General features: G+C 71.5%; 24 protein-coding genes. 8 read left to right on the top strand and 16 right to left on the bottom strand.

Annotation, left to right across the window (positions count from 1 at the left end):
- The first annotated feature begins 57 nt into the window (after positions 1 to 57).
- A complete protein-coding gene (locus GA0070604_RS00785) occupies positions 58 to 2,103 on the top strand; it encodes a peptidase associated/transthyretin-like domain-containing protein (protein WP_377592365.1) in 2,046 nt (681 codons plus the stop codon).
- Positions 2,104 to 2,265: 162 nt separating this feature from the next.
- Here GA0070604_RS00785 and GA0070604_RS00780 read toward each other — a convergent pair whose 3' ends face one another.
- From GA0070604_RS00780 to purS, 4 genes are all read right to left on the bottom strand, one after another.
- Positions 2,266 to 3,015 (bottom strand): 2-phosphosulfolactate phosphatase, encoded by a 750-nt coding sequence (locus tag GA0070604_RS00780; RefSeq protein WP_091126815.1) that lies wholly within the window; start codon positions 3,013 to 3,015, stop codon positions 2,266 to 2,268.
- A 10-nt stretch (positions 3,016 to 3,025) separates the two neighbouring features.
- Positions 3,026 to 5,842 carry a phosphoribosylformylglycinamidine synthase subunit PurL gene (gene purL, locus GA0070604_RS00775; RefSeq protein WP_091112481.1) on the bottom strand — a complete coding sequence of 939 codons (2,817 nt, stop codon included), beginning with the start codon at positions 5,840 to 5,842 and terminating at the stop codon, positions 3,026 to 3,028.
- A gap of 67 nt (positions 5,843 to 5,909) precedes the next feature.
- Positions 5,910 to 6,593 (bottom strand): phosphoribosylformylglycinamidine synthase subunit PurQ, encoded by a 684-nt coding sequence (gene purQ / locus GA0070604_RS00770; protein ID WP_091112477.1) that lies wholly within the window; start codon positions 6,591 to 6,593, stop codon positions 5,910 to 5,912.
- Positions 6,590 to 6,853 carry a phosphoribosylformylglycinamidine synthase subunit PurS gene (gene purS / locus GA0070604_RS00765; protein WP_091112474.1) on the bottom strand — a complete coding sequence of 88 codons (264 nt, stop codon included), beginning with the start codon at positions 6,851 to 6,853 and terminating at the stop codon, positions 6,590 to 6,592. Before purS ends, purQ begins: the two co-directional genes overlap by 4 nt.
- A gap of 369 nt (positions 6,854 to 7,222) precedes the next feature.
- On the opposite strand from purS, the gene GA0070604_RS00760 reads away from it, so the two are divergent.
- Both GA0070604_RS00760 and GA0070604_RS00755 read left to right on the top strand, forming a co-directional pair.
- Entirely contained in the window at positions 7,223 to 7,903 is a 681-nt protein-coding gene (locus tag GA0070604_RS00760; RefSeq protein ID WP_091112471.1) for a S1 family peptidase, read from the top strand.
- A gap of 24 nt (positions 7,904 to 7,927) precedes the next feature.
- Positions 7,928 to 8,494, top strand: coding sequence for a YbjQ family protein (locus GA0070604_RS00755; protein WP_091112467.1), 567 nt, complete (start codon positions 7,928 to 7,930; stop codon positions 8,492 to 8,494).
- Between the two features lie 99 nt (positions 8,495 to 8,593).
- Here the strand turns inward: GA0070604_RS00755 and purB are convergent, their stop codons facing one another.
- The gene (purB, locus tag GA0070604_RS00750) at positions 8,594 to 10,018 is read right to left on the bottom strand and encodes an adenylosuccinate lyase (RefSeq protein WP_091112464.1); all 1,425 of its coding nucleotides are present in this window, start codon (positions 10,016 to 10,018) and stop codon (positions 8,594 to 8,596) included.
- 143 nt (positions 10,019 to 10,161) lie between these two features.
- Here purB and GA0070604_RS00745 point away from each other — a divergent pair, with 143 nt between their 5' ends.
- Positions 10,162 to 10,902 carry an SDR family NAD(P)-dependent oxidoreductase gene (locus tag GA0070604_RS00745; RefSeq protein ID WP_091112461.1) on the top strand — a complete coding sequence of 247 codons (741 nt, stop codon included), beginning with the start codon at positions 10,162 to 10,164 and terminating at the stop codon, positions 10,900 to 10,902.
- Positions 10,903 to 10,994: 92 nt separating this feature from the next.
- Here GA0070604_RS00745 and GA0070604_RS00740 read toward each other — a convergent pair whose 3' ends face one another.
- From GA0070604_RS00740 to GA0070604_RS00730, 3 genes are all read right to left on the bottom strand, one after another.
- Entirely contained in the window at positions 10,995 to 12,320 is a 1,326-nt protein-coding gene (locus GA0070604_RS00740; RefSeq protein ID WP_091112458.1) for a hypothetical protein, read from the bottom strand.
- A complete protein-coding gene (locus GA0070604_RS00735) occupies positions 12,317 to 12,835 on the bottom strand; it encodes a SigE family RNA polymerase sigma factor (protein WP_091112454.1) in 519 nt (172 codons plus the stop codon). Before GA0070604_RS00735 ends, GA0070604_RS00740 begins: the two co-directional genes overlap by 4 nt.
- Positions 12,836 to 13,331: 496 nt before the next feature.
- A complete protein-coding gene (locus GA0070604_RS00730) occupies positions 13,332 to 14,624 on the bottom strand; it encodes an acetyl-CoA C-acetyltransferase (RefSeq protein WP_091112451.1) in 1,293 nt (430 codons plus the stop codon).
- A 167-nt stretch (positions 14,625 to 14,791) separates the two neighbouring features.
- Between GA0070604_RS00730 and GA0070604_RS00725 the strand changes: the two genes are divergently transcribed.
- From GA0070604_RS00725 to GA0070604_RS00710, 4 genes are all read left to right on the top strand, one after another.
- Positions 14,792 to 15,043 (top strand): hypothetical protein, encoded by a 252-nt coding sequence (locus tag GA0070604_RS00725; RefSeq protein WP_091112115.1) that lies wholly within the window; start codon positions 14,792 to 14,794, stop codon positions 15,041 to 15,043.
- Positions 15,040 to 15,258 carry a hypothetical protein gene (locus tag GA0070604_RS00720; RefSeq protein WP_091112111.1) on the top strand — a complete coding sequence of 73 codons (219 nt, stop codon included), beginning with the start codon at positions 15,040 to 15,042 and terminating at the stop codon, positions 15,256 to 15,258. The genes GA0070604_RS00725 and GA0070604_RS00720 overlap by 4 nt, the downstream gene beginning before the upstream one ends.
- Positions 15,258 to 15,494, top strand: a complete 237-nt coding sequence (locus GA0070604_RS00715; RefSeq protein ID WP_141721189.1) for a hypothetical protein — start codon at positions 15,258 to 15,260, stop codon at positions 15,492 to 15,494. Before GA0070604_RS00720 ends, GA0070604_RS00715 begins: the two co-directional genes overlap by 1 nt.
- Before the next feature lie 123 nt (positions 15,495 to 15,617).
- Positions 15,618 to 16,448 (top strand): site-specific integrase, encoded by an 831-nt coding sequence (locus GA0070604_RS00710; RefSeq protein ID WP_141721188.1) that lies wholly within the window; start codon positions 15,618 to 15,620, stop codon positions 16,446 to 16,448.
- Between the two features lie 53 nt (positions 16,449 to 16,501).
- On the opposite strand, the gene GA0070604_RS00705 is transcribed toward GA0070604_RS00710, so the two are convergent.
- The 8 genes from GA0070604_RS00705 to GA0070604_RS00670 form a co-directional block, all read right to left on the bottom strand.
- Complete coding sequence (locus GA0070604_RS00705; protein ID WP_091112101.1) at positions 16,502 to 16,825, bottom strand: hypothetical protein; 324 nt, start codon at positions 16,823 to 16,825, stop codon at positions 16,502 to 16,504.
- On the bottom strand, positions 16,822 to 17,463 hold the full coding sequence (locus tag GA0070604_RS00700; RefSeq protein WP_091112097.1) for a hypothetical protein: 642 nt from the start codon (positions 17,461 to 17,463) through the stop codon (positions 16,822 to 16,824). Before GA0070604_RS00700 ends, GA0070604_RS00705 begins: the two co-directional genes overlap by 4 nt.
- Positions 17,460 to 17,687 carry a hypothetical protein gene (locus GA0070604_RS00695; protein WP_141721196.1) on the bottom strand — a complete coding sequence of 76 codons (228 nt, stop codon included), beginning with the start codon at positions 17,685 to 17,687 and terminating at the stop codon, positions 17,460 to 17,462. The genes GA0070604_RS00700 and GA0070604_RS00695 overlap by 4 nt, the downstream gene beginning before the upstream one ends.
- A gap of 96 nt (positions 17,688 to 17,783) precedes the next feature.
- Entirely contained in the window at positions 17,784 to 19,940 is a 2,157-nt protein-coding gene (locus tag GA0070604_RS00690; RefSeq protein ID WP_091112443.1) for a hypothetical protein, read from the bottom strand.
- Positions 19,937 to 20,767: a hypothetical protein gene (locus GA0070604_RS00685; RefSeq protein WP_244161702.1), complete on the bottom strand. Its 831-nt coding sequence runs from the start codon at positions 20,765 to 20,767 to the stop codon at positions 19,937 to 19,939. The genes GA0070604_RS00690 and GA0070604_RS00685 overlap by 4 nt, the downstream gene beginning before the upstream one ends.
- Before the next feature lie 163 nt (positions 20,768 to 20,930).
- A complete protein-coding gene (locus GA0070604_RS00680) occupies positions 20,931 to 21,287 on the bottom strand; it encodes an HK97 gp10 family phage protein (protein WP_244161701.1) in 357 nt (118 codons plus the stop codon).
- Between the two features lie 213 nt (positions 21,288 to 21,500).
- On the bottom strand, positions 21,501 to 21,830 hold the full coding sequence (locus tag GA0070604_RS00675; protein ID WP_091112077.1) for a hypothetical protein: 330 nt from the start codon (positions 21,828 to 21,830) through the stop codon (positions 21,501 to 21,503).
- Positions 21,831 to 21,844: 14 nt separating this feature from the next.
- Entirely contained in the window at positions 21,845 to 22,249 is a 405-nt protein-coding gene (locus GA0070604_RS00670; RefSeq protein ID WP_091112438.1) for a hypothetical protein, read from the bottom strand.
- Positions 22,250 to 22,258 lie beyond the last annotated feature (9 nt).

Raw genomic sequence — 22,258 nt, 5'->3', positions numbered from 1 at the left:
GGTAGAGATGTTCCGCCCAGACAAGGCATAGTTGCCGACGGCGTATTCGTACCGTGAGTGATCATTCCCCGGCCCGACACCGGTCGGCGGGGAGGTCAGACCCGGAAGGCGGTGGACGTGTCAACACACCGACGTGCCTGGCAGCAGCGGGCGGGTGTGGTCGTAGCGCTGGTCGTCGGAGCGCTGCTCACCGTCCCCGCCGCGCCCGCACAGGCCGCGCCCAGCATCGGGAACGTCTCGGCGTCACCGAACTCCGTCGACGCGGGCAGCACGGTCAAGGTCACCTTCAGCCTGAACTTCACGGACCCTTTGTCGTCCGCCGACATATCCGTGACGTCCAGCAACTCGAAGCTCAACTGCATCGACGGCTGCTCGCGTGGGCGCGTCAACCAGGACGGCACCTACGACGCCACCTTCCGGGCCGCGCCCGACGCGTCCGACGGTTCCGCGACGATCACGATCAAGGCCACCGACGCGAACGGGCCGAACAAGCAGACCGAGAGCGCCTCCGTCTCGGTCTCGATCGTGGGCAAGACGCCGCCGTCGCCGACCCAGGAGCAGGTGCAGACGGTTAAGTCGATCTCCGGCAAGGTCGTCATCGCGGCGAACAACGAACCGATTTCGGGCGCCATCGTCATGCTGCGGGACGCCAAGGGCAAGCCGCGCCAGACCACCAGCGACGGTAGCGGGAACTTCCGCTTCACCGGCTCGACCTCGGACCCGATCGCGCCCGGCATGATCGACCTTGGCGCCAGCAAGGGCGACGCCACCCCCGGCACCAAGTCGATCAACGCAAAAGCCGGTGAGGCCGTGACCGGCGTGCGCATCAGCGTGCCGGTGAAGGTCGAGGTCACCCCGAGCGCCACCCCGTCGGAGAGCGCTGAGGCCGTTCCGACCGAGGAGGCGGTCGAGGAGGACCCGGCCACCGAGGACGACACGGGCGCCAGCGCGGCGACCCCCAACCCGCAGGCCGCGGCGAACGAGGACTCGGGCGGCATGGGCAACTGGCTGCTGATCCTGCTCGGCGGTCTCTTCGTCGCCGTGGGCGTGGGCACCATCGTGCTGCTCTACCTGCGACGCAAGAACGAGGGCGACGACGCCGACGGGGACGACCCGACCGGTCCGGGCGGCCCGGGCGGTCCGGGCGGCGCTGCCGGGCCGGCCTCCCGCGGTGCCTACCGGGGCGTGGACGAGCAGACCCGGGTGGTGAACGGCATGGGTGCCGGGGCCGCGCCGACGATGGTCGGTGGGACCTCGCTCAGCGACGCGCCGACCATGATGCACCGCCCGGTCGTAGACGACGTCCCGCCGGACCCGTACGGCGCGCCGCCCGGCCCCGCGTACGGCAACGGCCCCCAGGGCGGCTACGGATACGGCGACGACGCGCCCGGCCAGGGTGGCTACGGCGGCAACAGCTACGGCAACGCGCCTTCCTCAGGTGGCGGCTACGGCAACGCCCCCTCCTCCGGCGGCGGCTACGACAACGCCTCCTACGGAGACGGCGGCTACGACCGCCGGGGCGAATACGGCGCCGGGGCCGGGGCCGGCGGCTACCCGCCCGCCCAGGGCGGCGGGTACGGCAACGAGCGCTACGACGAGCCAACCGGCCGGTACACCGGCGACAGCACCCAGTACGCGCCGCCGGCCGACCCGTACCCGACCAGCACCTACCAGCCGGACGAGGGCCGCGGCTACGACCAGCCCGGCCAGGGCCAGTACGGGCGCGGCGCGGAACAGGCCGACAGCTACGGCTCGGGCGGCAGCTACGGCGCGCCGTCCGGCGGTTACGACAACGGGCCCGCTGGCGGCTACAACAATGGGCCGGGCGCCGGCTACGACGGCCGCCCGCAGGGCTACGACGGCGGCCAGCAGCAGGGCTACGACGGTTACGACCAGCGCGGCGGCTACGGCGGTGGCGACGGCTACGGCCAGCCGCAGCAGGGCGGCTACGGCCAGGAGCAGCCGCCGCAGCAACGCAGCGGCGGCTACGACAACCAGGGTTACGACCAGGGCGGCTACTACAACGACCCGGCCCAGGCCGGTCGGGGTCGCCAGGAGGGCTCGCCGGAGCGCGGTCGTCGCCTCGACTGGCTGGACGACTGACCGCGATCGCCTTCATCGACAGTGGCCGCCCGGAGGAACCGGGCGGCCACTTCGCTTGGTCGAGCAGATCCGGGCGCGCCTCGGAAGATCGTGCTCAGTTCCGGAAGTAGTGGCCTCGCAGCCGCTTGGAGACCACTGTTTCCAGGGTCAGGCACGATCTCGTCAGCCGGCGACGAAGTAGCCCTGGCGTAGCACCGGCACCACGTCGGAGACGTCCACCTGGACGGCGACCTCCACGTCTGCGGCGAACCCGCTCTCGACGAGTTCCCTGCCGGAGACGCATCCGCGGACCGCTGCCGGCACGTCGGGCGTGCTGGCCAGGGCGGCCAGTGCCATCGCCGCCTCCACCGAGAGTCCGCCCGGTACGCCGGACAGGGCGTCCAGCACGCTGGCCGCCCCGAGTTGGTCTTCGACGCAGGGGCGTAGTGAACCGTCCGGCCAGCGTTCCCCGGCGGCCACCACCCCGACCGGGGCGTCGTTCGAGCCGTACCCCTCGGCGCACAGCCATTGCCCGACGGCGCGCGCGTTACGCAGGCACGCCGCGACCACCGGCAGGCCGGTGGCGCTCGCGGCGGCGCTGATCGCCGAGCCGTTCGGGGACGGCAGGACCAGGTCGGAGACGACCGGCGCGGTCCGCAACGCCGCCGGCGAGAGCGACCACGGGTGTTCCGGGGTCATCTGCCGGCGGCCGACCGCGGCAACGGCACCCACCCGGCGGGCGTAGTCGGCCGCCTGCTCCCCCCACGGGAACGGGTGCACCCGCATGCCCCGGCTGACCGCCACCTCGACGGTGGTGGTGAACGAGAGCACGTCCACCACCACCAGGGCGGCACAGACTCGGCCGAGTTCCGCCGCCCCGGTCAGCCCCCAGTCGAACCGGGCACCGGAACCGGGCTGGGCGAAAACGGCCAAGGCCAGGGCCTCAGCGCCGATCCGGCGCCGGATCCGGGTCACCGGCAGCCGCCGGCCCGGCCTCGGCCGGAGCGGACGCCGCCTCGGACGCCACCTCCCCCGGGTCGGACACCGTCTCGGCGCTCTCGACGGGACCGGCGGGCATGCTCCCCGTGGCCTCCGCCGGGACGCCCGCATCCTGCGTCGACGGCTTCACCGAACCGGCCTGCGCCGCAGCGGCGGCCGCGGCCTCCACCGGAGGCTGCACGACCCCCGCCGAGCTGTCCACGCTCTGCGCCGGAGTGTCCGCGGCCCCCGCCGGAGCGGTCGGGGCCGCTGCCGGGTCGGTCACCGCTTCCGTCGCGGGGTCGTCGACCGCGACGTCCACCGGCTGCTCGACGGTGGCCGGGGCGCCGAGCGGGGCCGCCGCCGAGCCGCCGAAGAGGCGCGGCAGGGTCTCGCTGTGCGCGGCGCGCAGTTCGTCAAGGCCGATCCGGAACTGGCCGTGCACCTCCAGCGCACCGCCGGCCGGGTCGGTGACCCCGATGAACTCCCACGGCACCCCGTGCTCGGCGCAGAGGGCGGTGAACGCCTTCTCGTGCCCGCGCGGGACCGAGACCAGCACGCGGCCGGCGGACTCGCTGAACAGGAAGACGAACGGCATCGTCCCGGCGGCGAAGTGCTCCGGCAGCGCCACCCGGGCACCGACGCCACGCCGCAGGCAGGACTCGACCAGGCTCTGGGCGAGGCCACCGTCGGAGAGGTCGTGCGCGGAGCTGACGTGCCCCACCCGGGCCGCGGCCGCCAGCAGCTCGGCGAGCTGCCGTTCGCGGGCCAGGTCGACCCGCGGCGGGATGCCGCCCAGGTGTTCGTGGGTCACCCAGGCCCACTCCGAGCCGGAGAGCTCGACGTTTGTCTCGCCGAGCAGGAACAGCTGGTCGTGGTCGCCAGCCGGGCGTGGCACGAAGCCCATCGGCACCCGGTCGGCGACGTTGTCCAGCACGCCCAGCACGCCGACCACCGGGGTCGGGTGGATGGGCGCCGGGCCGGTCTGGTTGTAGAAGCTGACGTTGCCGCCGGTCACCGGGATGCCGAGCTCCAGGCAGCCGTCCGCCAGGCCGCGGACGGCCTCGGCGAACTGCCACATCACGCCCGGGTCCTCGGGCGAGCCGAAGTTGAGGCAGTCGGTCACCGCGATCGGCTTCGCGCCGGTCACGGCCACGTTCCGGTACGCCTCGGCCAGCGCGAGCTTCGCCCCCTGGTACGGGTCGAGGCGGGCGTACCGGCCGTTGCCGTCGACGGAGAGGGCGACGCCGAGGCCGGTCCGCTCGTCGATCCGGATCACGCCGGAGTCCTCCGGCTGGGCGAGCACGGTGTTGCCCAGCACGTACCGGTCGTACTGCTCGGTGACCCAGGTCTTGTCGGCCAGGTTCGGCGACGCGATCATGCGCAGCACGGTCTCCCGGAGCGCCTCCGGGTTGTTCGGCCGGGGCAGCGTCTCCGCCCGGTCGGCCTGGAGCAGGATCAGGTCGGCCGGCTCACGCATCGGGCGGGCGTAGACCGGACCGTCGTCGACCAGCGAGCCCGGCGGGACGTCCACCACGAGCTGGTCGCGCCAGGTGATGACCAGCCGGCCCGGCTGCCCGTCGATGCTCGGCGGGGTCACCTCACCGATCGCGGTGGCCCAGACGCCCCACTTCTCGGCGATCTTGAGCACCGCGTCCAGCTTGTCGGGGGCGACAACCAGCAGCATCCGTTCCTGCGACTCGCTGGCCAGAATCTCGTGCGGCTCCATCGAGGGCTCGCGCAGCGGCACCCGCTCCAGCCACACCCGCATGCCGGTGCCGGCCGCCGCGGCGGTCTCGGTGAGCGCGCAGGTCAGGCCGGCGCCGCCGAGGTCCTGGATGCCGACGACCAGCTCGGCGTCGTACAGCTCCAGGCACGCCTCGATGAGCAGCTTCTCCATGAACGGGTCGCCGACCTGCACGGACGGACGGCGCTGCTGGCTCTCGTCGTCGAAGGTGGCGCTGGCCAGCACCGACACACCGCCGATGCCGTCCCGGCCGGTCTTCGCGCCCATCAGCACCACGACGTTGCCGGGGCCGGCGGCCTCCTTCTTCTGCAGCCGGTCGACCGGCAGCACGCCGAGGCAGAGCGCGTTGACCAGGGGGTTGCCCTGGTAGCAGGGGTCGAAGACCACCTCGCCGCCGATGTTCGGCAGGCCGAGGCAGTTGCCGTAGCCACCGACCCCGGCGACCACGCCGGGCAGCACCCGGGCGGTGTCCGGGTGGTCGGCCGCACCGAAACGCAGCGGGTCCATCACCGCGACCGGGCGGGCGCCCATGGCGAGGATGTCCCGGACGATGCCGCCGACGCCGGTCGCCGCGCCCTGGTACGGCTCGACGAAGCTCGGGTGGTTGTGCGACTCGACCTTGAAGGTCACCGCCAGCTCGTCGGAGACCCTGACCACACCGGCGTTCTCCCCCATGCCGGCGAGCATCCGGTCGCTCGGCGGGGCCTTCTCAGCGAACTGGCGCAGGTGCACCTTGCTCGACTTGTAGGAGCAGTGCTCGCTCCACATGATCGAGTACATGGCCAGCTCGGCCTGGGTGGGCCGGCGCCCGAGGATGTGCCGGATCCGGTCGTACTCGTCGTCACGGAGGCCCAGCTCCGCGTACGGCTGGAGTTCTTCCGGCGTACCGGTGGCCCGGGGCACGGTGTCCACGCCCGGGGCCCAGTCGTCGGCCGGGCCGGCCTGCGGCAGCACGGCAGCCGTACGCGGCTCCGCCGGGTCGGCCGGGAAGGCGCCCGGCGTCTCCCGCAGGGCCGGGTCCGGATGGGTGGTCATGACCTCTCCTCGCTGCGCTCGCCGCCGTACGGGCGGGGGAGCCGACCGATGATCCCGCCGCGAACGGTCACGCGGGGGCCCCCACCAGGTGCTTGAGCACCGAGGTGAAGAACCCGAGACCGTCCAGGGAGGGGCCGGTGAGCGCCTCCACCGCGTGCTCGGGATGCGGCATGATGCCGACCACGTTGCCGGCCTCGTTGGTGATCGCGGCGATGTCGCGCTGCGAACCGTTGGGGTTGCCACCGAGGTAGCGGGCGACGACCCGCCCCTCGGCCTCCAGCCGGTCCAGCGTCGCCGGGTCGGCGACGTAGCAGCCCTCGCCGTTCTTGACCGGGATCAGCACCTCCTGGCCCGGCTGGAACGCGTTGGTCCAGGCGGTGCCGACGGTCTCGATGCGGAGGAACTGGTCCCGGTTACGGAAGTGCAGGTGCTGGTTGCGGGTGAGCGCCCCGGGCAACAGGTGGGCCTCGCAGAGGATCTGGAAGCCGTTGCAGATGCCGAGCACCGGGAGGCCGCCCCGGGCGGCGTCCACGATCGTCTCCATGACCGGGGCGAACCGGGCGATGGCCCCGCAGCGCAGGTAGTCGCCGTAGGAGAAGCCGCCGGGCAGGACCACGGCCTCCACCCCGTAAAGCCCCGGGTCGCCGTGCCAGAGTCGAACCGGCTCGGCGCCGGCGAGCCGGACGGCCCGGGCCGCGTCCCCGTCATCGAGCGAGCCGGGGAAGGTCACCACACCGACCCGGGCGGTCACCGGCGCGCGTCCACGGTCTCGTCGGTCTCGACCAGTCGGACGGTGTAGTCCTCGATGACCGGATTGGCGAGCAGTTTGTCGGCGATCTCCCGGGCCCGGTCCAGGTCCGGCTCACCGGTGAACTCGATCTCGATCCGCCTGCCGATCCGGACCGAGGCGACGTCACTGACGCCGAGCCGGGGCAGCGCGTTTGCGACGGCCTGGCCCTGAGGATCGAGGATCTCGGGCTTGAGCATGACGTCGACGACGACGCGAGGCACTGGGCACTCCTGACTGTGTACGCAGTTGGGTGCCGGCCCACAACGGGCGAGCGCAGCCAGCCTACCTGGCAGATTCCGCCCCGACCGAACCGGCCGGGGACAGTCCGGGCAGTGATCGGCATGACCGACGGGGTGCGGGAACGCGGGATGTCCGCGCTTTGCCGAAACGTCCCCCGAGCAGGGACTTCGCCGCGCCGAGGGAGGCCAAATCGTTACATCCACTCAGCTCGATCAAACCCTTGCCATGGCCGCTGGTCACACCTACTCTACATCGACAAGTCCCAATGCCTGCCGACCGGGCGACCCGCAACCCCCATCGGCTCGATCGACCCGGCGATCCCGGGTCCGTGAGGCAAGGAGTGTTCCCCGATGCGCATCCGTTCCCTGCTCGCCGTGCTCGGCACCGCCCTCGTGGGCGTGCTGGGCGCCACCAGCGGCGCCGTCGCCGCCCCCGTGAGCCCGTACATCATCGGCGGCGGCACCGTCTCCTCGGCCCCCTGGGCCGCGGCGGTCTTCAGCAACGGCTCGTTCACCTGCTCCGGCAGCGTGATCGCGTCGTCGTGGGTGCTCACCGCCCGGCACTGCATCAGCGGCACCATGTCCGTCCGGATCGGCAGCGTCTACTACGCCTCGGGCGGCACCACCCGCACCGTCAGTGCCACCTACACCCGCAACGACCTCGCGCTGATGCAGCTCTCCAGCGCGGTGACCACCTCCACCGTCTCGCTGGCCAGCAGCAATCCGCCGATCGGCTCCACCAACTCGATCTACGGCTGGGGCATGACCTGCTACAGCGGCTGCAACCCGTCGAGCCAGCTCAAGACCGCCACCGTCCAGGTGACCAGCAACAGCGCCACCGACGCGTACGGCGGCCAGGCCATCCGCAGCAGCCGGATCAACGGCAACGCCTGGAAGGGCGACTCGGGCGGCCCGCAGTTCTACAACGGGCTCCAGGTCGGCGTCGCCTCGACCGCCGACGGATCGAGCATCCAGAACTACGCCAGCGTCGCGTACAACCGGTCCTGGATCACCTCGGTGGCCGGTGTCTGACGGTTAGCGCCGGTCGCGGCGCGGATGGTCGGTGGTGCACCGGCCGTCCGCGCCGACCCGTTTCGCAGCATCCGATCAGGTGGCCACGGCCGACGTTCGGGTCGCCGCCCGACTGACAGCATCGGAACCGTGCTGGTCGTGACGACGGATCAACTACCCGGCTACGAGATCCGCCAGATCCTCGGCGAAGTGGTCTCCTCGATGGCGAGGACACGTAACCCCTACCGCGAGGGGGTCAAGAACCTCCGCGGTGGCGCATACGACCCGATGGCACCGGACAACCTCACCCGCTGGCGTACCGACTCGGTGGCGCGGCTGGGCGAGGAGGCCCGCCGGCTCGGCGCGAACGCGGTGATCGGCATGCGCTTCGACAGCCGGGACTGCGGCGAGATGTGGATGGAGATCTGCGCGTACGGGACAGCGGTGATCGTCGTACCCAAGATGCCGGACGTGATGCCCCCCGACCAGCCGATCGTCGCGGCCGACACCGCACAGGACCCGGAGATCGCGTCCGCCCCCGGCGGCATCGCCGAGCCCGCGAGCGCCCCCAACCTCTCCTCCGCCGCCGAAACCCCCACCCGCAACTCCTAGCCCCCGGCCCCACACCCAGTTGATCAAGAGGTTTGCGCCCGAGTTGATCTCCTCGCAGACGCAAACCTCTTGATCAACCGGCGAAAGGGTGGGGTGGGGTTAGAGGATGGGGGGTGGGGAGTAGGCGGCGGCTTGGGGGTGGGTTTCGGCGATTTTGGCGATGCGCGCCGTCACTCGATCGACCTGGGCTCCGGCGGCGCCGACGAAGGCGTTGCGGTCGGCGACCAGGGCGTCGATGTCGGCGCGGGTCAGGCCGAGGCGAGCGTCCGCGGCGAGGCGGTCGAAGAGGTCGTTCTCGGCCGCGCCCTGCTCCCGCATGGCCAGCGCCACGGCGACCGCGTGCTCCTTGATCGCCTCGTGCGCCACCTCCCGGCCCACCCCCCGCCGCACCGCCGCCACCAGGATCTTGGTGGTGGCCAGGAACGGCAGGAAGCGCTCCAGCTCCCGGTTGATCACCGCCGGGTACGGGCCGAACTCGTCCAGCACGGTGAGGAAGGTCTGGAACAGCCCGTCGGCGGCGAAGAACGCGTCCGGCAGGGCGACCCGGCGGACCACCGAGCAGGAGACGTCCCCCTCGTTCCACTGGTCGCCGGCCAGCTCGCCGACCATCGACAGGTAGCCCCGGATGATCACGGCGAAGCCGTTCACCCGCTCCGACGAGCGGGTGTTCATCTTGTGCGGCATCGCGCTGGAGCCCACCTGGCCGGGCTTGAAGCCCTCCGTGACCAGCTCCTGGCCGACCATCAGCCGGATCGTGGTGGCCAGCGACGACGGCGCGGCGGCCACCTGGGCCAGCGCGGAGAGCACCGCCAGGTCGATCGAGCGCGGGTAGACCTGGCCGACGCTGTCCAGCACCCGGCTGAACCCGAGGTGCTCGGCGACCCGGCGCTCCAGCTCGGCCACCTTGTCGGCGTCGCCGTCGAACAGGTCGAGCTGGTCGGCGGCGGTGCCGACCGGGCCCTTGATGCCGCGCAGGGGGTACCAGTCGATCAGGTCCTCCAGCCGCTCGTACGCGATCAGCAGCTCCTCGGCCGCCGAGGCGAAGCGCTTGCCCAGCGTGGTGGCCTGCGCCGCGACGTTGTGCGACCGGCCGGTCATCACCAGGCCGGAATACTCGTGGGCGTGCCAGGCGAGCCGGACCAGGGTGGCGACCACCCGGTCCCGGATCAGCTCCAGCGAGCGGCGGACCTGGAGCTGCTCGACGTTCTCGGTGAGGTCCCGGGAGGTCATCCCCTTGTGCACGTGCTCGTGCCCGGCGAGCGCGCTGAACTCCTCGATCCGCGCCTTCACGTCGTGCCGGGTGACCCGCTCCCGCGCCGCGATCGAGGCCAGGTCGACGTCGTCAACGACCCGCTCGTACGCCTCGACGACCCCGTCCGGCACCGACACACCGAGGTCCCGCTGGGCCTTCAGCACGGCGAGCCAGAGCCGCCGCTCCATCCGTACCTTCTCCTCGGGTGACCAGAGGGCGACCAGTTCGGGCGAGGCGTACCGGTGGGCGAGCACGTTCGGGATCGTCGTCACGCCCCGTATTCTCCCGTACCCGCCGGTCGCCGCCCCACCGGCATCGGATCATCGCGGTGGGTGCGGGGACGGACCCCTCGGTCGGCCCGGCTAGGCGGATAGGGTGACCACGCTCCTAAGTCGACCGACAGAATCGGGGAAGCGTGTCCAGACTTACCGGCAGGGTTGCCCTTGTCACCGGCGGGAGCCGCGGGATCGGTGCCGCCGTCGTACGCCGGCTGGCCGAGGACGGAGCCCACGTCGCGTTCACCTACCGCTCGGCGGAGGACAGCGCGAAGGCCGTGGTCGCCGACATCGAGTCGTACGGCCGCAGCGGCCTGGCGATCCGGGCCGACAGCGCCGACGGTACGGCCGTGGTCGACGCGGTCGAGCGGACCGTCGCCGAGCTGGGACGGCTCGACATCCTGGTCAACAACGCGGGAGTCTTCTCGGCCGGGCCGATCGACAAGGTCAGCCTCGACTACCTCGACCTGGCCATCGCCGTGCACGTACGCGGGGCGTTCCTGGCGACCCAGGCGGCGGTGCGGCACATGGGCGACGGCGGGCGGATCGTCAACATCGGCAGCAGCTTCGCCAACCGGGTCCCCGACCCGGGCGTCAGCGTCTATGCCATGACCAAGACCGCGGTCAACGGCCTGACCCGGGCCCTCGCCCGCGAACTCGGCCCCCGCGGGATCACCGTCAACCTGGTCCTCCCCGGTTCCACCGACACCGACATGAACCGGTCGGACAGCGCCACCTCGGACAAGCAGCGGTCACACATCGCCCTCGGCCGGTACGGGACGCCGGACGACGTGGCGGCGACGGTCAGCCACCTGGTGGGCGAGGGTGGCCGGCACATCACCGGGGCGGCGATCGCCGTCGACGGCGGCGCCACCGCCTGACCGGTCGCCCGTAGCGGCGAGCGGCACCATCGGCAGTGCCGGGCCGACGAGGCCCCGGGGCGGGCAGTGCGCCGCCCGCCCCGGTCTGCTCACTACTTCACCGGTGCCAGAGCGATCGCCGGATCGAATGCGATGGCCTGCTGCTGCGCCGGGGTCAGAGGGAACTTGCCCCCGTCGCCGGCGAGGGTCACCGACAGCCAGGAGCCGTCCGCGCGCCGGACGTTCACCTCCCGCTCGGCCGAGCCGCCGGTATTGGTGACGGTGCGGTACTTCTCGCCGTGCGGCCCGACCCCCGCCGTGCATTTGTAGACCTTGGTCGGCTTCGCGCAGGTCAGATCGCCGTAGAAGCCCGGGTCGGTCCGCCAGATCTGCACCGAGAACAGCCCCGTCGCCTTGTCGACCAGGAGCCGGCCCTTCCCCCAGTACTCGTCGGCGGTGTTCCCACGACCATCGTCCGTCCAGACCGAGGCCAGGTCGGCCGGGGTCGTGCCGGCACCGTGTACAGCCTTGACCCCCGGCACCTGCCTACGCAGCGACGCGAACACCGCGTTGTCGATGCGCTGCTGCTGCGCCGCGTCGAACCGGCCGCTGGGTGGGGAAGGGCTCGACGGCGGCGCGGACGGCGCCTCCGAGGGCACCGGCGGCAGGGTCACCGCCACTCCTGGCGGTACCGGGGCCAGGGCGATGGCCGGATCGAGCGCGATCGCGGTCTGCTGCTCGACGGTGAGCGGCAGCGCGCCGTCGAAGAGGTGCGACCAACTAATCAAGGTCACCGACACCAGCAGATCGCCCGGCCGGACCACCCGCACGTCCTGCGAGCTGGTCCGGATCGAGCCGGCCGATCCCTGGTCGGTCCGGCCGCCGGTCAGCACCTCGATCCGCTCGCCGTTCGGTCCCACACTGTCCTGACAGGTGTACGACGGGGACGTGTAGGGACACATCCGCGTTCGCCGGCTCGCGAACCGTTCGATCTGCACCATGAGGTGCGCCTCGTTCCCGTCGACCGCGATCCCCCCCTGCGCGAAGTAGTGGTCGATGGTGTTCGGCAGCTCGGTGCCGGACTCCCCGCCGTGATGCCACCGTGGCCGGCCGGGGGAGATTTCGTCCTTCCACTTCACCTTGGGCGCCTGGTGGGTCACCGCTGCGGCGACCGCGGCGTCCAGGCGCGCGACGTCCTCCGGGGTGCCCGCCACGGTGGTGATCCGGGGAGGCCCTGCGGGGGCTGGCAGCCGTCCGGCCGGCGGCAGTACGAGGGCTACCGTGGCGGCCACGCCCAGCACCGCCACCGCCGCGCCACCACAGACCCCCCAGCGGCGCAACCTGCGCTTGCGTCGCTGCCGCCCGATCACCTGCTCAATGTCGATGGCCGAGGCCGGCGGGTCGCCGATCGCCTCGTCCAGAAGCTGCCGGTAGCTCATGCCCACTCCTCCATGGGTCGGCCCGACGCGTTGGTGCCGAGGACGCGGAGCGTGTCGAGGCCGCGGGCCGCCTGGCTCTTCACGGTGCCGGGGCTGATCCCCAACGCCTCGGCGGTCTCCTCCACGGACAGGTCGCAGTAGAAGCGCAAGACGATCACCGCCCGCCGCCGCGCCGGCAACTGACCCAGCAGGTCGAGCAGCGCCTGCCGGTCGGCCAGGGCCGCCTGCGGCAACGCCAAGTCGATCTGCTCCGGCACCTCGTCGGTGGCCCGCTCACGCCGCCAGGGCCGGCGCTGCTCGTCCAACCAGGCGTTGGTCAGCATCCCCCGCACGTACGCATCGACGTTCTCTGCCGCGCGGACCCGCCGCCAGTGGCGGTAGAGCTTGCCGATGGTGATGGAGACCAGATCGTCGGCCGTGTGCCAGTCGCGGCAGAGCAGGTAAGCCGTGCGGCGCAACGCCTCCAGCCGGGCGACCACGAACTGCTGGTACTCGTCCTCGTCGGCCCGATTCACGGTCCGGAATCCCTCGTTCGCCTCATGCCCATGGGACGGACGAATACCGGTCGGGGGTTGCCCGGCACACGTGACACCCGGACCACCCTGCGCCGCGCCCAACAGCCCGGCTGCGGGCCCGGTCGGTGGAGGCCGACCGGGCCGCCGCGTGTCCGGGAGCCGGACAGGTGGCACCTGGGGCGGGAGCGCTCACTCCCGCTTCGGCCCAGCCAGCTCCAGGCGCCGCTGCTGGCCCTGGGACATACGTCCCACCGGGGTGCGCAGCGTGGTCGCGTCCAGCAGGCCCAGCCCGCTGAGCGAGGGCGCATGCCCTTCAGGCCACGGGACTGGAGCCGGTCCACGTGCGCCTGATAGGCCCGGTAGGCGGTGTGCTCCGGGTGCCAGACGGGAACCTCCTGGGACAGCAGGACCACCCGCGCGTCGTGGTGGACCTGGAGGCTGCCCCGGTGGGGCGCACCTGCCGGATCTGCGAGAAGGCAGACAGCGCCCCGCCGGCTCAGCGCTCCAGGATCGCGGTCACGCCCTGACCGCCGGCGGCGCAGATGGAGATCAGGCCGCGCCCGCTCCCCCGCTCGGCGAGGAGCTTGGCCAGGGTGGCCACGATCCGGCCGCCGGTGGCCGCGAAGGGGTGCCCGGCGGCCAGCGAGGAGCCGTTGACGTTGAGCCGGTCCCGGTCGATCGGCCCGAGCGGCGCGTCCAGGCCCAGCCGCTCCTGGCAGAACTCCGGCGACTCCCAGGCGGCCAGGGTGGCGAGCACCTGCGAGGCGAACGCCTCGTGGATCTCGTAGAAGTCGAAGTCCCGCAGGGTCAGGCCGGCCCGGGCCAGCATCCGGGGCACCGCGTATGCGGGGGCCATCAGCAGCCCCTCGTCGCCGTGCACGAAGTCGACCGCGGCCGTCTCCGACCAGGAGAACCGGGCCAGCACCGGCAGGTGGTGCTCCCGCGCCCACTCCTCGCTGGCCAGCAGCACCGTCGACGCGCCGTCGGTGAGCGGGGAGGAGTTGCCGGCGGTCATGGTGGCCTGCTCGGCGTCCGGCCCGCTGGTGCCGAAGACCGGCCTGAGCGAGCCGAGCTTCTCCAGGCTGGTGTCCGGGCGGAGGTTCTGGTCCCGGGTCAGCCCCAGGTAGGGGGTCATCAGGTCGTCGAAGAACCCCTTCTCGTACGCGGCGGCGAGCCGCTGGTGCGAGCGGAGCGCCAGTTCGTCCTGGGCCTGCCGGTCGATGTGCCAGCGCAGCGCCGTCCGCGCCGCGTGCTCCCCCATGGACAGCCCGGTACGCGGTTCCGCGTTGCGCGGGATCTCCGGCTTGAACGGCTGGTGCGGGCGCAGCCGCGCGGCGATTCTCAGCCGCTCGCCGACGGTCCGGGCGGAGTTGAGCTGGAGCAGCGTACGGCGCAGGTCCTCGTTGAGGGCCAGTGGCGCGTCCGAGGTGGTGTCGACGCCACCGGCGATGCCGACGTCGAGCTGCCCGAGGGCGATCTTGTTGGCGACCAGGATGGTGGCTTCGAGCCCGGTGCCGCAGGCCTGCTGGATGTCGTACGCCGGGGTGTGCGGGTCGAGCTTCGAGCCGAGCACCACCTCGCGGGCGAGGTTGAAGTCCCGGGAGTGCTTGAGTACCGCGCCGGCGACCACCTCGCCGATCCGCTGCCCGGCCAGGCCGAACCGGGCGACCAGGCCGTCGAGCGCCGCGCCGAGCAGGTCGGCGTTGGACGCCCGCGCGTAGTGGGAGTTGGACCGGGCGAAGGGGATGCGGTTGCCGCCGATGACCGCGACCCGCCGGACAGTCTGCACGATCGGCCTCCTCGAAGCTGTTGCCCGTACCCTACTCGCCAGTATTTCCAGCCGGCACGCCTCGTCGCCGCTGTTGACCCGGCCGCGCCGTCCAGCCGCAGGCCCGTGCGGCGCACCCAGCCGCGACGCCCGTCCGGCAGCACCAGGCCGCGGACGGCGGTGGCGGCATGAGCACACTCACGGCCAAGGAACGACGCTGGCGGGCGATCGACCGGAAGTATGCGCGGCAAGAACGGCTCAACGCCCTTCGGTCCTCGGCGGAGAAGATGGCGATGCGGCTCGCCGCCTCGAACTACGACAACGCGCGGCACCTGGGGGACGACCGGGATAAGTCCGACCGGGCATTTCGCGCCGCACGGCGGCAGACGGCGGCGTTGCGGCGGCTGCTCGACGCCCTCTATGCCGAGGCGATCCGGTGATGGGCATGATGTCGGAAGGCCGGTGGACCGACACCACGACGACCGCGGCCACGCCGCCGATCGACCGGTACGAACTCGGCCTACTGCACGGCGGGATCGACTCGCTGGAAAGCGTCCTGGAGCTAATCAACATGCCCGGGGCGGACATTCAGGCGGTAGTGCGCGCGCTGCTGAAAGACAAACGAGATCGCGCGGCCGGCCGGGGTGTCCGGTGATGGGCCGGCGCGCGGAGACGGCGGCCGCCGTGCTCCAGCTGGTCATCACGGTGTGCATCGGCGGGGCGCTGATCGTCGCCGGTGTCACCCAGCCGTCGACGCCCGCGCCGGCGCACCGGGTCCAGCACATCCGGCCCGCGACCGAGGCGGAAGAACGCCAGTGGGAGGTCAACCACCTGGCGGACGTGTTGGAGGCGTGCGCGGCGCGTCCAACATGTGACCAGTCCGTCCCATAGCCCTGGACGGCACATCACTCTTCGCACAAACGTTCGAATCAATCTCGCTGGTTTCATATACGTGGGGTGACCATGGGATTTACCACCTTGCAAATTGCTTCAGATAGCAACGATCCTCAAGCAATGAGCTACTTGATCGATCTGCATCTGGCGCACCTACGCGCCAGTGCCAAGAGCGGAAGGACGGTCGAGGCGCGCGCAGATCTGCTGCGCCGTCTCCATCACGAACTGCCGTACGGACTCGCGTACGCGGCCACCGACGAACTGGACGCCTGGCTCGGCGGCAACCCCGCCTGGTCGAGGTGGACCAGGGCCACGTACGCGATGCACATCCGCGGCTTCTACCGGTGGGCGTCGGCGGCCGGGCACCTCGACGGCGACCCGACAGCGGACATGGCCAAGCCCCGCAACCCGAAGTGCCTGCCGAACCCGGTCACGGACGACGAACTCGTCCAGGCCCTCGCGCGGTCGGCCGACCCGTGGCACACGGCGATCCTGCTCGCCGCTCACGCCGGCCTACGGGTCAGCGAGATCGCCCGACTCGACCGGGCCGACGTGACCGAGGAAATCATTCGCCTGGTGGGCAAGGGCGGCGACCCCGAGGCCGTGTACACGCACCCGGTCATCTGGGCGCACGTACGGGACCGGCCGCCCGGCCGGCTCGTGCGCGGCCCGTCCGGGCAGACCATCACGGGCCGGTGGCTGTCGCAGCACCAGGCGGCGCACTTCCGCCGCATCGAGATGCCCGGGGTACACATGCACCGGTTCCGGCACTGGTTCGGTACGGCGCTGCTGGACGCCGGGAACAGCATGCGGGAGGTCCAGGAGTCGATGCGACATCAGTCCGTCAGCTCGACCCAGATCTACACGAAGGTACGGAGCGGGCAGCGCCGACTAGCCATCAGATCACTGCCCACTCCGGTTACCAAAGAGCCCGACGAGAGCCCCAGATAGCACCACCGACGGTACCGGCCCGGTCGCACGATAGCGACCGGGCCGGTCAGCTTTTAAGGAAGTTCTGTACGTGTGTTCGACTGGCCCGGGGCCGGGTCGGGGGTGACCGGCTTGGACGCGGCCAGCTGCCGCGACTGCTCGGCGATGATCTCCATCAGCCGCGTGACGTTGCCGTTGGTCTGCTGGGCGACCTGGCTGGTCGTGCTCTTCACATCGGCGACCTGGGCGGCGACCATCGCGGTCAGCACCGGCACGACGAGCAGAGACATCACGACCACGATCGTGTCCGTCGACACCCCGGCGATGGCCATGACGGCGGCCGCGGCGACGGCCAGGCCGGCGAGCACCACGGCGGCCCACATGAAACGCGGGTTCACGACGCGGGCCCTCCGGTGAGCACCCGGCGGACGATCGCGTCCGCAAGCTGGTCGTAGTCGATGGCACCGCCGGCCGGCCGCGCGGCGAGCTCGTCGACGCGGGTGGCCAGCTTGGCCACTGCCGCCGGTACGGCGCGCAGCTGGTCGAGGGCCACGCCGACCGTGACGCCGGATCGGCCGATCATCGTGTTGTGCAGGGCGGCCTGAATGATCGGGGTGTCCGTTGCCCTGTCGAGCATGTCTGTGTCCTCCAAGAGTCCCCATGGTCGGGTGTCCTGCTCCGCCTCGCGCGTCTGGTCTATCGAGAGGTGGAAGTGCTTTTCGTGCGGGTTCACCCCGTCGTACGGCTCGGATTTCCAGCCGCGTAGCCGGTGGTAGAGACGCCGCTCATAAATGACGTAGCGGGCGGACGGATGCCGCTTGATCGCTGCGAAAATCGTCGGGAAGTCGACGCCGTCCTCGTCGACGTCGATCGCGTCGACCGACCCGCGCTCGTTCGGGTTGTGGTCCGATCGGGTCGCCTGGTGCCGGGCGTCGCCGATCCACCCGTCCGAGGTCCGGTCCCGGCGCGGCCACCGCCGGTTGATCTCGTCGCGCAGCACCGTCAACGCCGGCGCCAGGTACGGAGGCGCGCTCACGACGCTTCCACCGCGACCCAGTGCACGTTCAAGGTCATGGTCTGTGCCGCGGTCAGGTCCACCCGGACCGTCGCACCGGCGGCCGAGAGCACCGAGACCAGAACCGTGGACTTGACCGCAGCCCCGGCCCCTGTCACCACCTGGGTAACGATCACCGGCTGCGCAGCGAACGGCGCTGGAAACACAATCGCCGCGGTGGCACTCGACGCCCCGACGAACGACACCGGGACCACCCCGGACCACCCCGTCAGGATCATCCTCGACCTGGGCGCCGTGATCGTCTCCCCAGCTAGGAACCCACCAGCCATGCTGTCTCCTCCCTACAGCCCGGGAACCGCGGGCAGCCACACATCTACCGGGGTGCCGGCCTGCCACGCCGCGGTGACGCCGTTGAGGCCGCGGGCCGCCACCGTGGCGGTCTGTGGGGACGCCGCGCCGGTGATCAGGGACACCCGCACCCGCTCTTCGCCGACGCGCAGGTCGAGGGGGAAGGCGGCCGGGTTGGTCGTCCACCGGCCGGACGCCGCGGTGGTGGCCAGCTGCATGGTGGCCGCGCCGTTCCAGGGCGCGGCGAGGGTTGCGCCCACGATCCCCACCCGGGCCGGGCCGTCCACGACGGCGATGTCGTACGGCTGGGCGGGCACCCCTGAGAAGGTGATCTTCCACGTGTATTCGGCGATCGTCTCGGTGTAGCCGAGCGCCAGCGTGCGGATGTCGCCGGCGGCCCACGCCGGCGGGCCGGTCACCTCCAGGACGTCGCCGGCGTCGACGGCGAGCAGCGCGGCCATGGCGGCCGGGGCGGCCTGCCACTCCGGCGAACTCAGCTCCACCGACAGGGCCTCGTACCGGGGGCGGTCCACGGTGCCCAGGTGCCGCCGCCACGACGCCTGATCGGCCAGCTGATCGTCGCCAGCGCAGTTGAGCTCTACCTCGGTGCGGTACACACCGACGCCGGCCGGGGGCGGCACCGCGGCCAGCGGGCCCGTCGTCTGCACCGCCCGGACCGAGCTGCCGTCGGGCCTCTTCACGACGACGTCGTTGCGGACCGCGTCGGCGTCGTCGATCGGCTCGAACGGCGGGGCCAGCTGGCCCGTGTAGGCGATCGGAGTCGGGGTCTGGTTGTAGAGGCTGGCGCAGGTGCGGTACACGAGGCCCAGGACGTCACGCTGCTCGTACAGGTAGCCGCCGTCGACGTCGACGGACTGATCGGCCAGCTCGCTGAGCGACGCCGTGGCCTGGTAGCCCAGCCGGCCGGCCGCCGGTGACCCGATCACAGTGACGGGAACGCCCTCCTCGCCGGCGACCCGCACCAACCGATCAGCGGCCGTCTCGTACCAGTAGCCGTCCAGCGGGCCCAGCCGGAACCCGGGCGGCAGCGACGGGTAGTCGACCAGACTGCCGCCGATCGGGAACGGGCGGCCGGCCCACACCGCGACGTGCCCGAAGCCGAGGGGCTTGGTCGACGTCGCGCGCCGGGTGTTCACCCCGATGGAGGTCACGCCGGCGAGCGTGCCCGCGACGGACCCGGTCCCCTCGATGTAGCTCGCCCCGGCCCAGCGGACGCCGGCGGAGATGTTGCTCCCGTTCTGCCAGACGGACACGTTGGCCAGGTAGAAGCTGGTGACGACACCGAACCCGGTGGTGACCAACGTGGCCGCGCCGTCGGCGTTGTAGGCCACCAGCCGCATGTCGAGGCCGCCCACGATCTTGGCGGTCAGCTGCCACCGCACGTACGTGCCGCCCGGCGTGGTGATGTCCAGGAGGACGACGTCGCCGGTGATCGCGGCGATGTCGGTCAACTCGACCGCGGCCATCGCCGACCAGCCGGCCGCCGTCGACGCGGTGACGCTGGCGGGCACGTCGCCCACCAGGGACGCGCCGGCGGACACGTCGGCGATACGGTCTGTGCCCCGCCGCACCGTCGCGCCGGTCACCACGTTGGTGATGTCCGTCCAGGCCACCGTCCCGGCGACGCGCATCGGCGACTGGCCGGACAGCGCCGACCCGCCTACGGACGCGCCGGCGCCGTCCTCCAGCGGCCAGTACGCGAGGGCGGACGCGGCCACCGTGCGGCGCAGCGGCGAGAGCTTCGGCTGTTCACCCTGCCCGAGGCGGCGCAGGATCCCGGACGCCTCGACGTCGACGTACCGGTCGGTGCCGGGCAGGTTCCACCGCGGCGGCCACTCCGACACCTCGCCGGCGAACCGGGCGACCAGCGGGCCGGCGAGCGGGCCGGCGGACACGCGCAGCGGGGTGTTCCGGCCGATCAGCCCGTACCACGGGCCCGTCGGGTTGCGCGGCGCGTACCGGTCCGGGTTGTTCAGGCGCAGCGAGCAGCGACCGTACTCGGCGCGGCCGCCGGCGCTGGTGCGGCCGCGGGTGATCGTGACCGGGCCGCGGACGTCGGCGGTGATATCCACCCAGCCCAGCACCGGGCCAAGGTGGAGCTCCACCTTGGTCCGGAACAGCTTGCTCATGCGCGGCCGCCGAGCACGTATTGCACGTAGCCGCCGCGCTTTTTGATGGCCCGGGCCAGGATCTCGACCAGGAGGTCGTCGAGGCGTGAGCCGGCGGTGTCGATGGTCAGCGTCGCGCCGGCGCTGCCGGCCGCCGAGTTGACCGTCTCGCCGGCCTGCAACATGGCCAAGACGTTCTGGCCGGGAGCGCCCGGTACGCGGCCGCCGGCGTGGAAGGTCGGCAGGTGCGGCACGCTGATGGAGTTGCCACCGATGACCGGCACCCACGACGGTACGGTCCAGCTGAGCCGGCCTACCGTGCGGTTCCAGCCGGTGGCCACCGCGTTGAATCCCGCCTTGAATGGCCGCGAAATCGCGTCACCGATCCGCGAGAATGCCGACCCGATCCAGCCCGGGATTTTCTTGATGAAATCCCACGTGCTCGACGCGGCCGACTTGATCCATCCCCACGACGCGCGCCAGGCTTTTTGGAACCAGTCGGTTTTGGTGGCGATCAGCACGATCACGGCTATCAACGCGATGACGCCCACCACGATCCACGTAATCGGCGACGTCCACAGCGACAGGTTGAGCAGCGCCTGAGCGCCGGCCCAGGCCTTTTGCGCGGCCGCCACCGCCAGGGCGCCTACCCGGGTCTGCGCGAACCACCCGACGGCAGACTTCAGTTGGGGGATCAGCAGGTTGTAGAACCCGGACGCGAGGTCGCCGACACCGAATCCGATCATCAGTAGCTGCTCTTCGAGACCGAGGCTCTTGCCTTCCTCGTCGACGCCCTTCAAGCCGAGCCGCAGATCATGCAGACCGGTGATCGTGTCGCGGAACCCCATCGCCTTGGTGTCGATGGAGTCCGCGGCCTCGCCGGCCCGGTCGAACCCCGCCGCGGCGCCGTCGACCTCGCGGACATGTCCCGGGCGGCACCACCGACCCGGGAGAAACCGTCCTCGACGCCCTTCGTCTCTCCGGCGAACGTCAACGTCACCTGGTTGGGCATCAGCTGACCTCCAGCCCGGCGTCACGGGCCAGCTGGGCGAGCGCATCGGACATGATCTCGGTGACCCGATCCCGGCGCACCTCCAGGCCCTTGTACACGTACCGGCCCTCCCGGATGAACGGACGCTTCGACGGCCGGCCCTTGATCCGGCCCTCGCCACCGAAGTCCAGCCATGGCGCGTACGGGGCCGCGCGGCCGCCCAGCGCGATACGCGCTACCCGCTGCGTCGAGCGAGCCTTGAGCGACCGGGCGGCCCGACCGGACCGGCGGGGAAACCGGGGCTCCGCATAGTCGATGATCTCCTCGGCGGCCGCGTTGAGCGCCAGGCGCAGTTGCCGGGGCAGGCCAGCGTCCATCGCCCGAAGCTGCGCCTGAAACTCTCGCAGCCCCGATACGTGGATCTTCGCGACCATCACAGCCCCGCTTTCGCCCGTTCGAGTTCTTCCCGCTGCGCTTTCAGCGCGTAGTACCGGGACCAGTACAGGAATTCCGCCTGACTCATCCGCTGCCGCAATTCCGCGACGGTCATCGACAGTTTCTGCGCCAGGAAGAATTCGAAATGCAGATCGTCATCGTCGTCGAGAAGTGCTTTTGGTTGCCTCCTTGCCGGCGCCCGGCTTCATGCCGGACAGCTCGGCGATCGCGTCGGACACGGCGACCAGGTCGCCGGCGTCGCCGGCGGCCGCCCACGCCGCTACCTCGTCCTCGGTCATCTTCGGGTCGGTCATGCCCGTGGCGATGTAGTACGTGTCGCGGTCGGCCGTCGACCGGCCGTCCTGCGCGGCCAGGACCTCGTCGCGGGTCAGCGCCCGGACCGCCACCGTGGATCCGTCGGGCAGCGTGGCGACGCCCCGGCCGGTCTTGCGGGCCAGGATCTGGTCACGGGTCAGGTGTGCCATGGGTCGTGCTCTCCTTACGCCTGGGGGGTGTCGTCGACCTCGTCGGAGATCTCGAATTCGGCCGACCAGCTGACGATGTCGTCGACCGGGTTGGTCTCCACGTACTTGGACACGACGGCGTCGAACTTGTCCTGAGGCTTCCCGGCGCCGGTGCCCTCCGGCTTGCGCACCACGGCTACCGTCTCGCCCAACAGCGGCTTGATCGCGGCGCGCGGCCCGGTGGTCTCGGAACTGTCGTACGTGCCGCCGCAGGTGAACTTGCCGTCAAGCAGGCCGCCGGACTTGGTCTTGGCCTTCTTGCCGTACCCGGTGGTGTCGTGCACATCCGCGGAGCCCTCGTACGACGAGGTCTTGCAGTGCGCGGAGATGTCCTTGGTGGCCACCGTCACCACGGTGTGCTTGCCGTGAACCGCGCTCATGGGATCACG

This window comes from Micromonospora eburnea (assembly GCF_900090225.1).
GTDB classification, from domain to species: Bacteria; Actinomycetota; Actinomycetes; order Mycobacteriales; family Micromonosporaceae; genus Micromonospora; species Micromonospora eburnea.
The sequence above is the reverse complement of the archived record's forward strand: the minus strand, read 5'-3'. Positions and strand labels throughout refer to the sequence as shown.

Coding starts and splice junctions, on each gene's coding strand:
- GA0070604_RS00680 (WP_244161701.1), bottom strand. CDS start 21,287: ATGGACGCTGGCCTGCCCCGGCAACTGCGCCTGGCGCTCAACGCGGCC.
- GA0070604_RS00710 (WP_141721188.1), top strand. CDS start 15,618: ATGAGCTACTTGATCGATCTGCATCTGGCGCACCTACGCGCCAGTGCC.
- GA0070604_RS00675 (WP_091112077.1), bottom strand. CDS start 21,830: ATGGCACACCTGACCCGTGACCAGATCCTGGCCCGCAAGACCGGCCGG.
- GA0070604_RS00755 (WP_091112467.1), top strand. CDS start 7,928: ATGGTCGGTGGTGCACCGGCCGTCCGCGCCGACCCGTTTCGCAGCATC.
- GA0070604_RS00725 (WP_091112115.1), top strand. CDS start 14,792: ATGAGCACACTCACGGCCAAGGAACGACGCTGGCGGGCGATCGACCGG.
- GA0070604_RS00760 (WP_091112471.1), top strand. CDS start 7,223: ATGCGCATCCGTTCCCTGCTCGCCGTGCTCGGCACCGCCCTCGTGGGC.
- purL (WP_091112481.1), bottom strand. CDS start 5,842: ATGACCACCCATCCGGACCCGGCCCTGCGGGAGACGCCGGGCGCCTTC.
- GA0070604_RS00685 (WP_244161702.1), bottom strand. CDS start 20,767: ATGGGGTTCCGCGACACGATCACCGGTCTGCATGATCTGCGGCTCGGC.
- GA0070604_RS00715 (WP_141721189.1), top strand. CDS start 15,258: ATGGGCCGGCGCGCGGAGACGGCGGCCGCCGTGCTCCAGCTGGTCATC.
- GA0070604_RS00690 (WP_091112443.1), bottom strand. CDS start 19,940: ATGAGCAAGCTGTTCCGGACCAAGGTGGAGCTCCACCTTGGCCCGGTG.
- GA0070604_RS00670 (WP_091112438.1), bottom strand. CDS start 22,249: ATGAGCGCGGTTCACGGCAAGCACACCGTGGTGACGGTGGCCACCAAG.
- GA0070604_RS00740 (WP_091112458.1), bottom strand. CDS start 12,320: ATGAGCTACCGGCAGCTTCTGGACGAGGCGATCGGCGACCCGCCGGCC.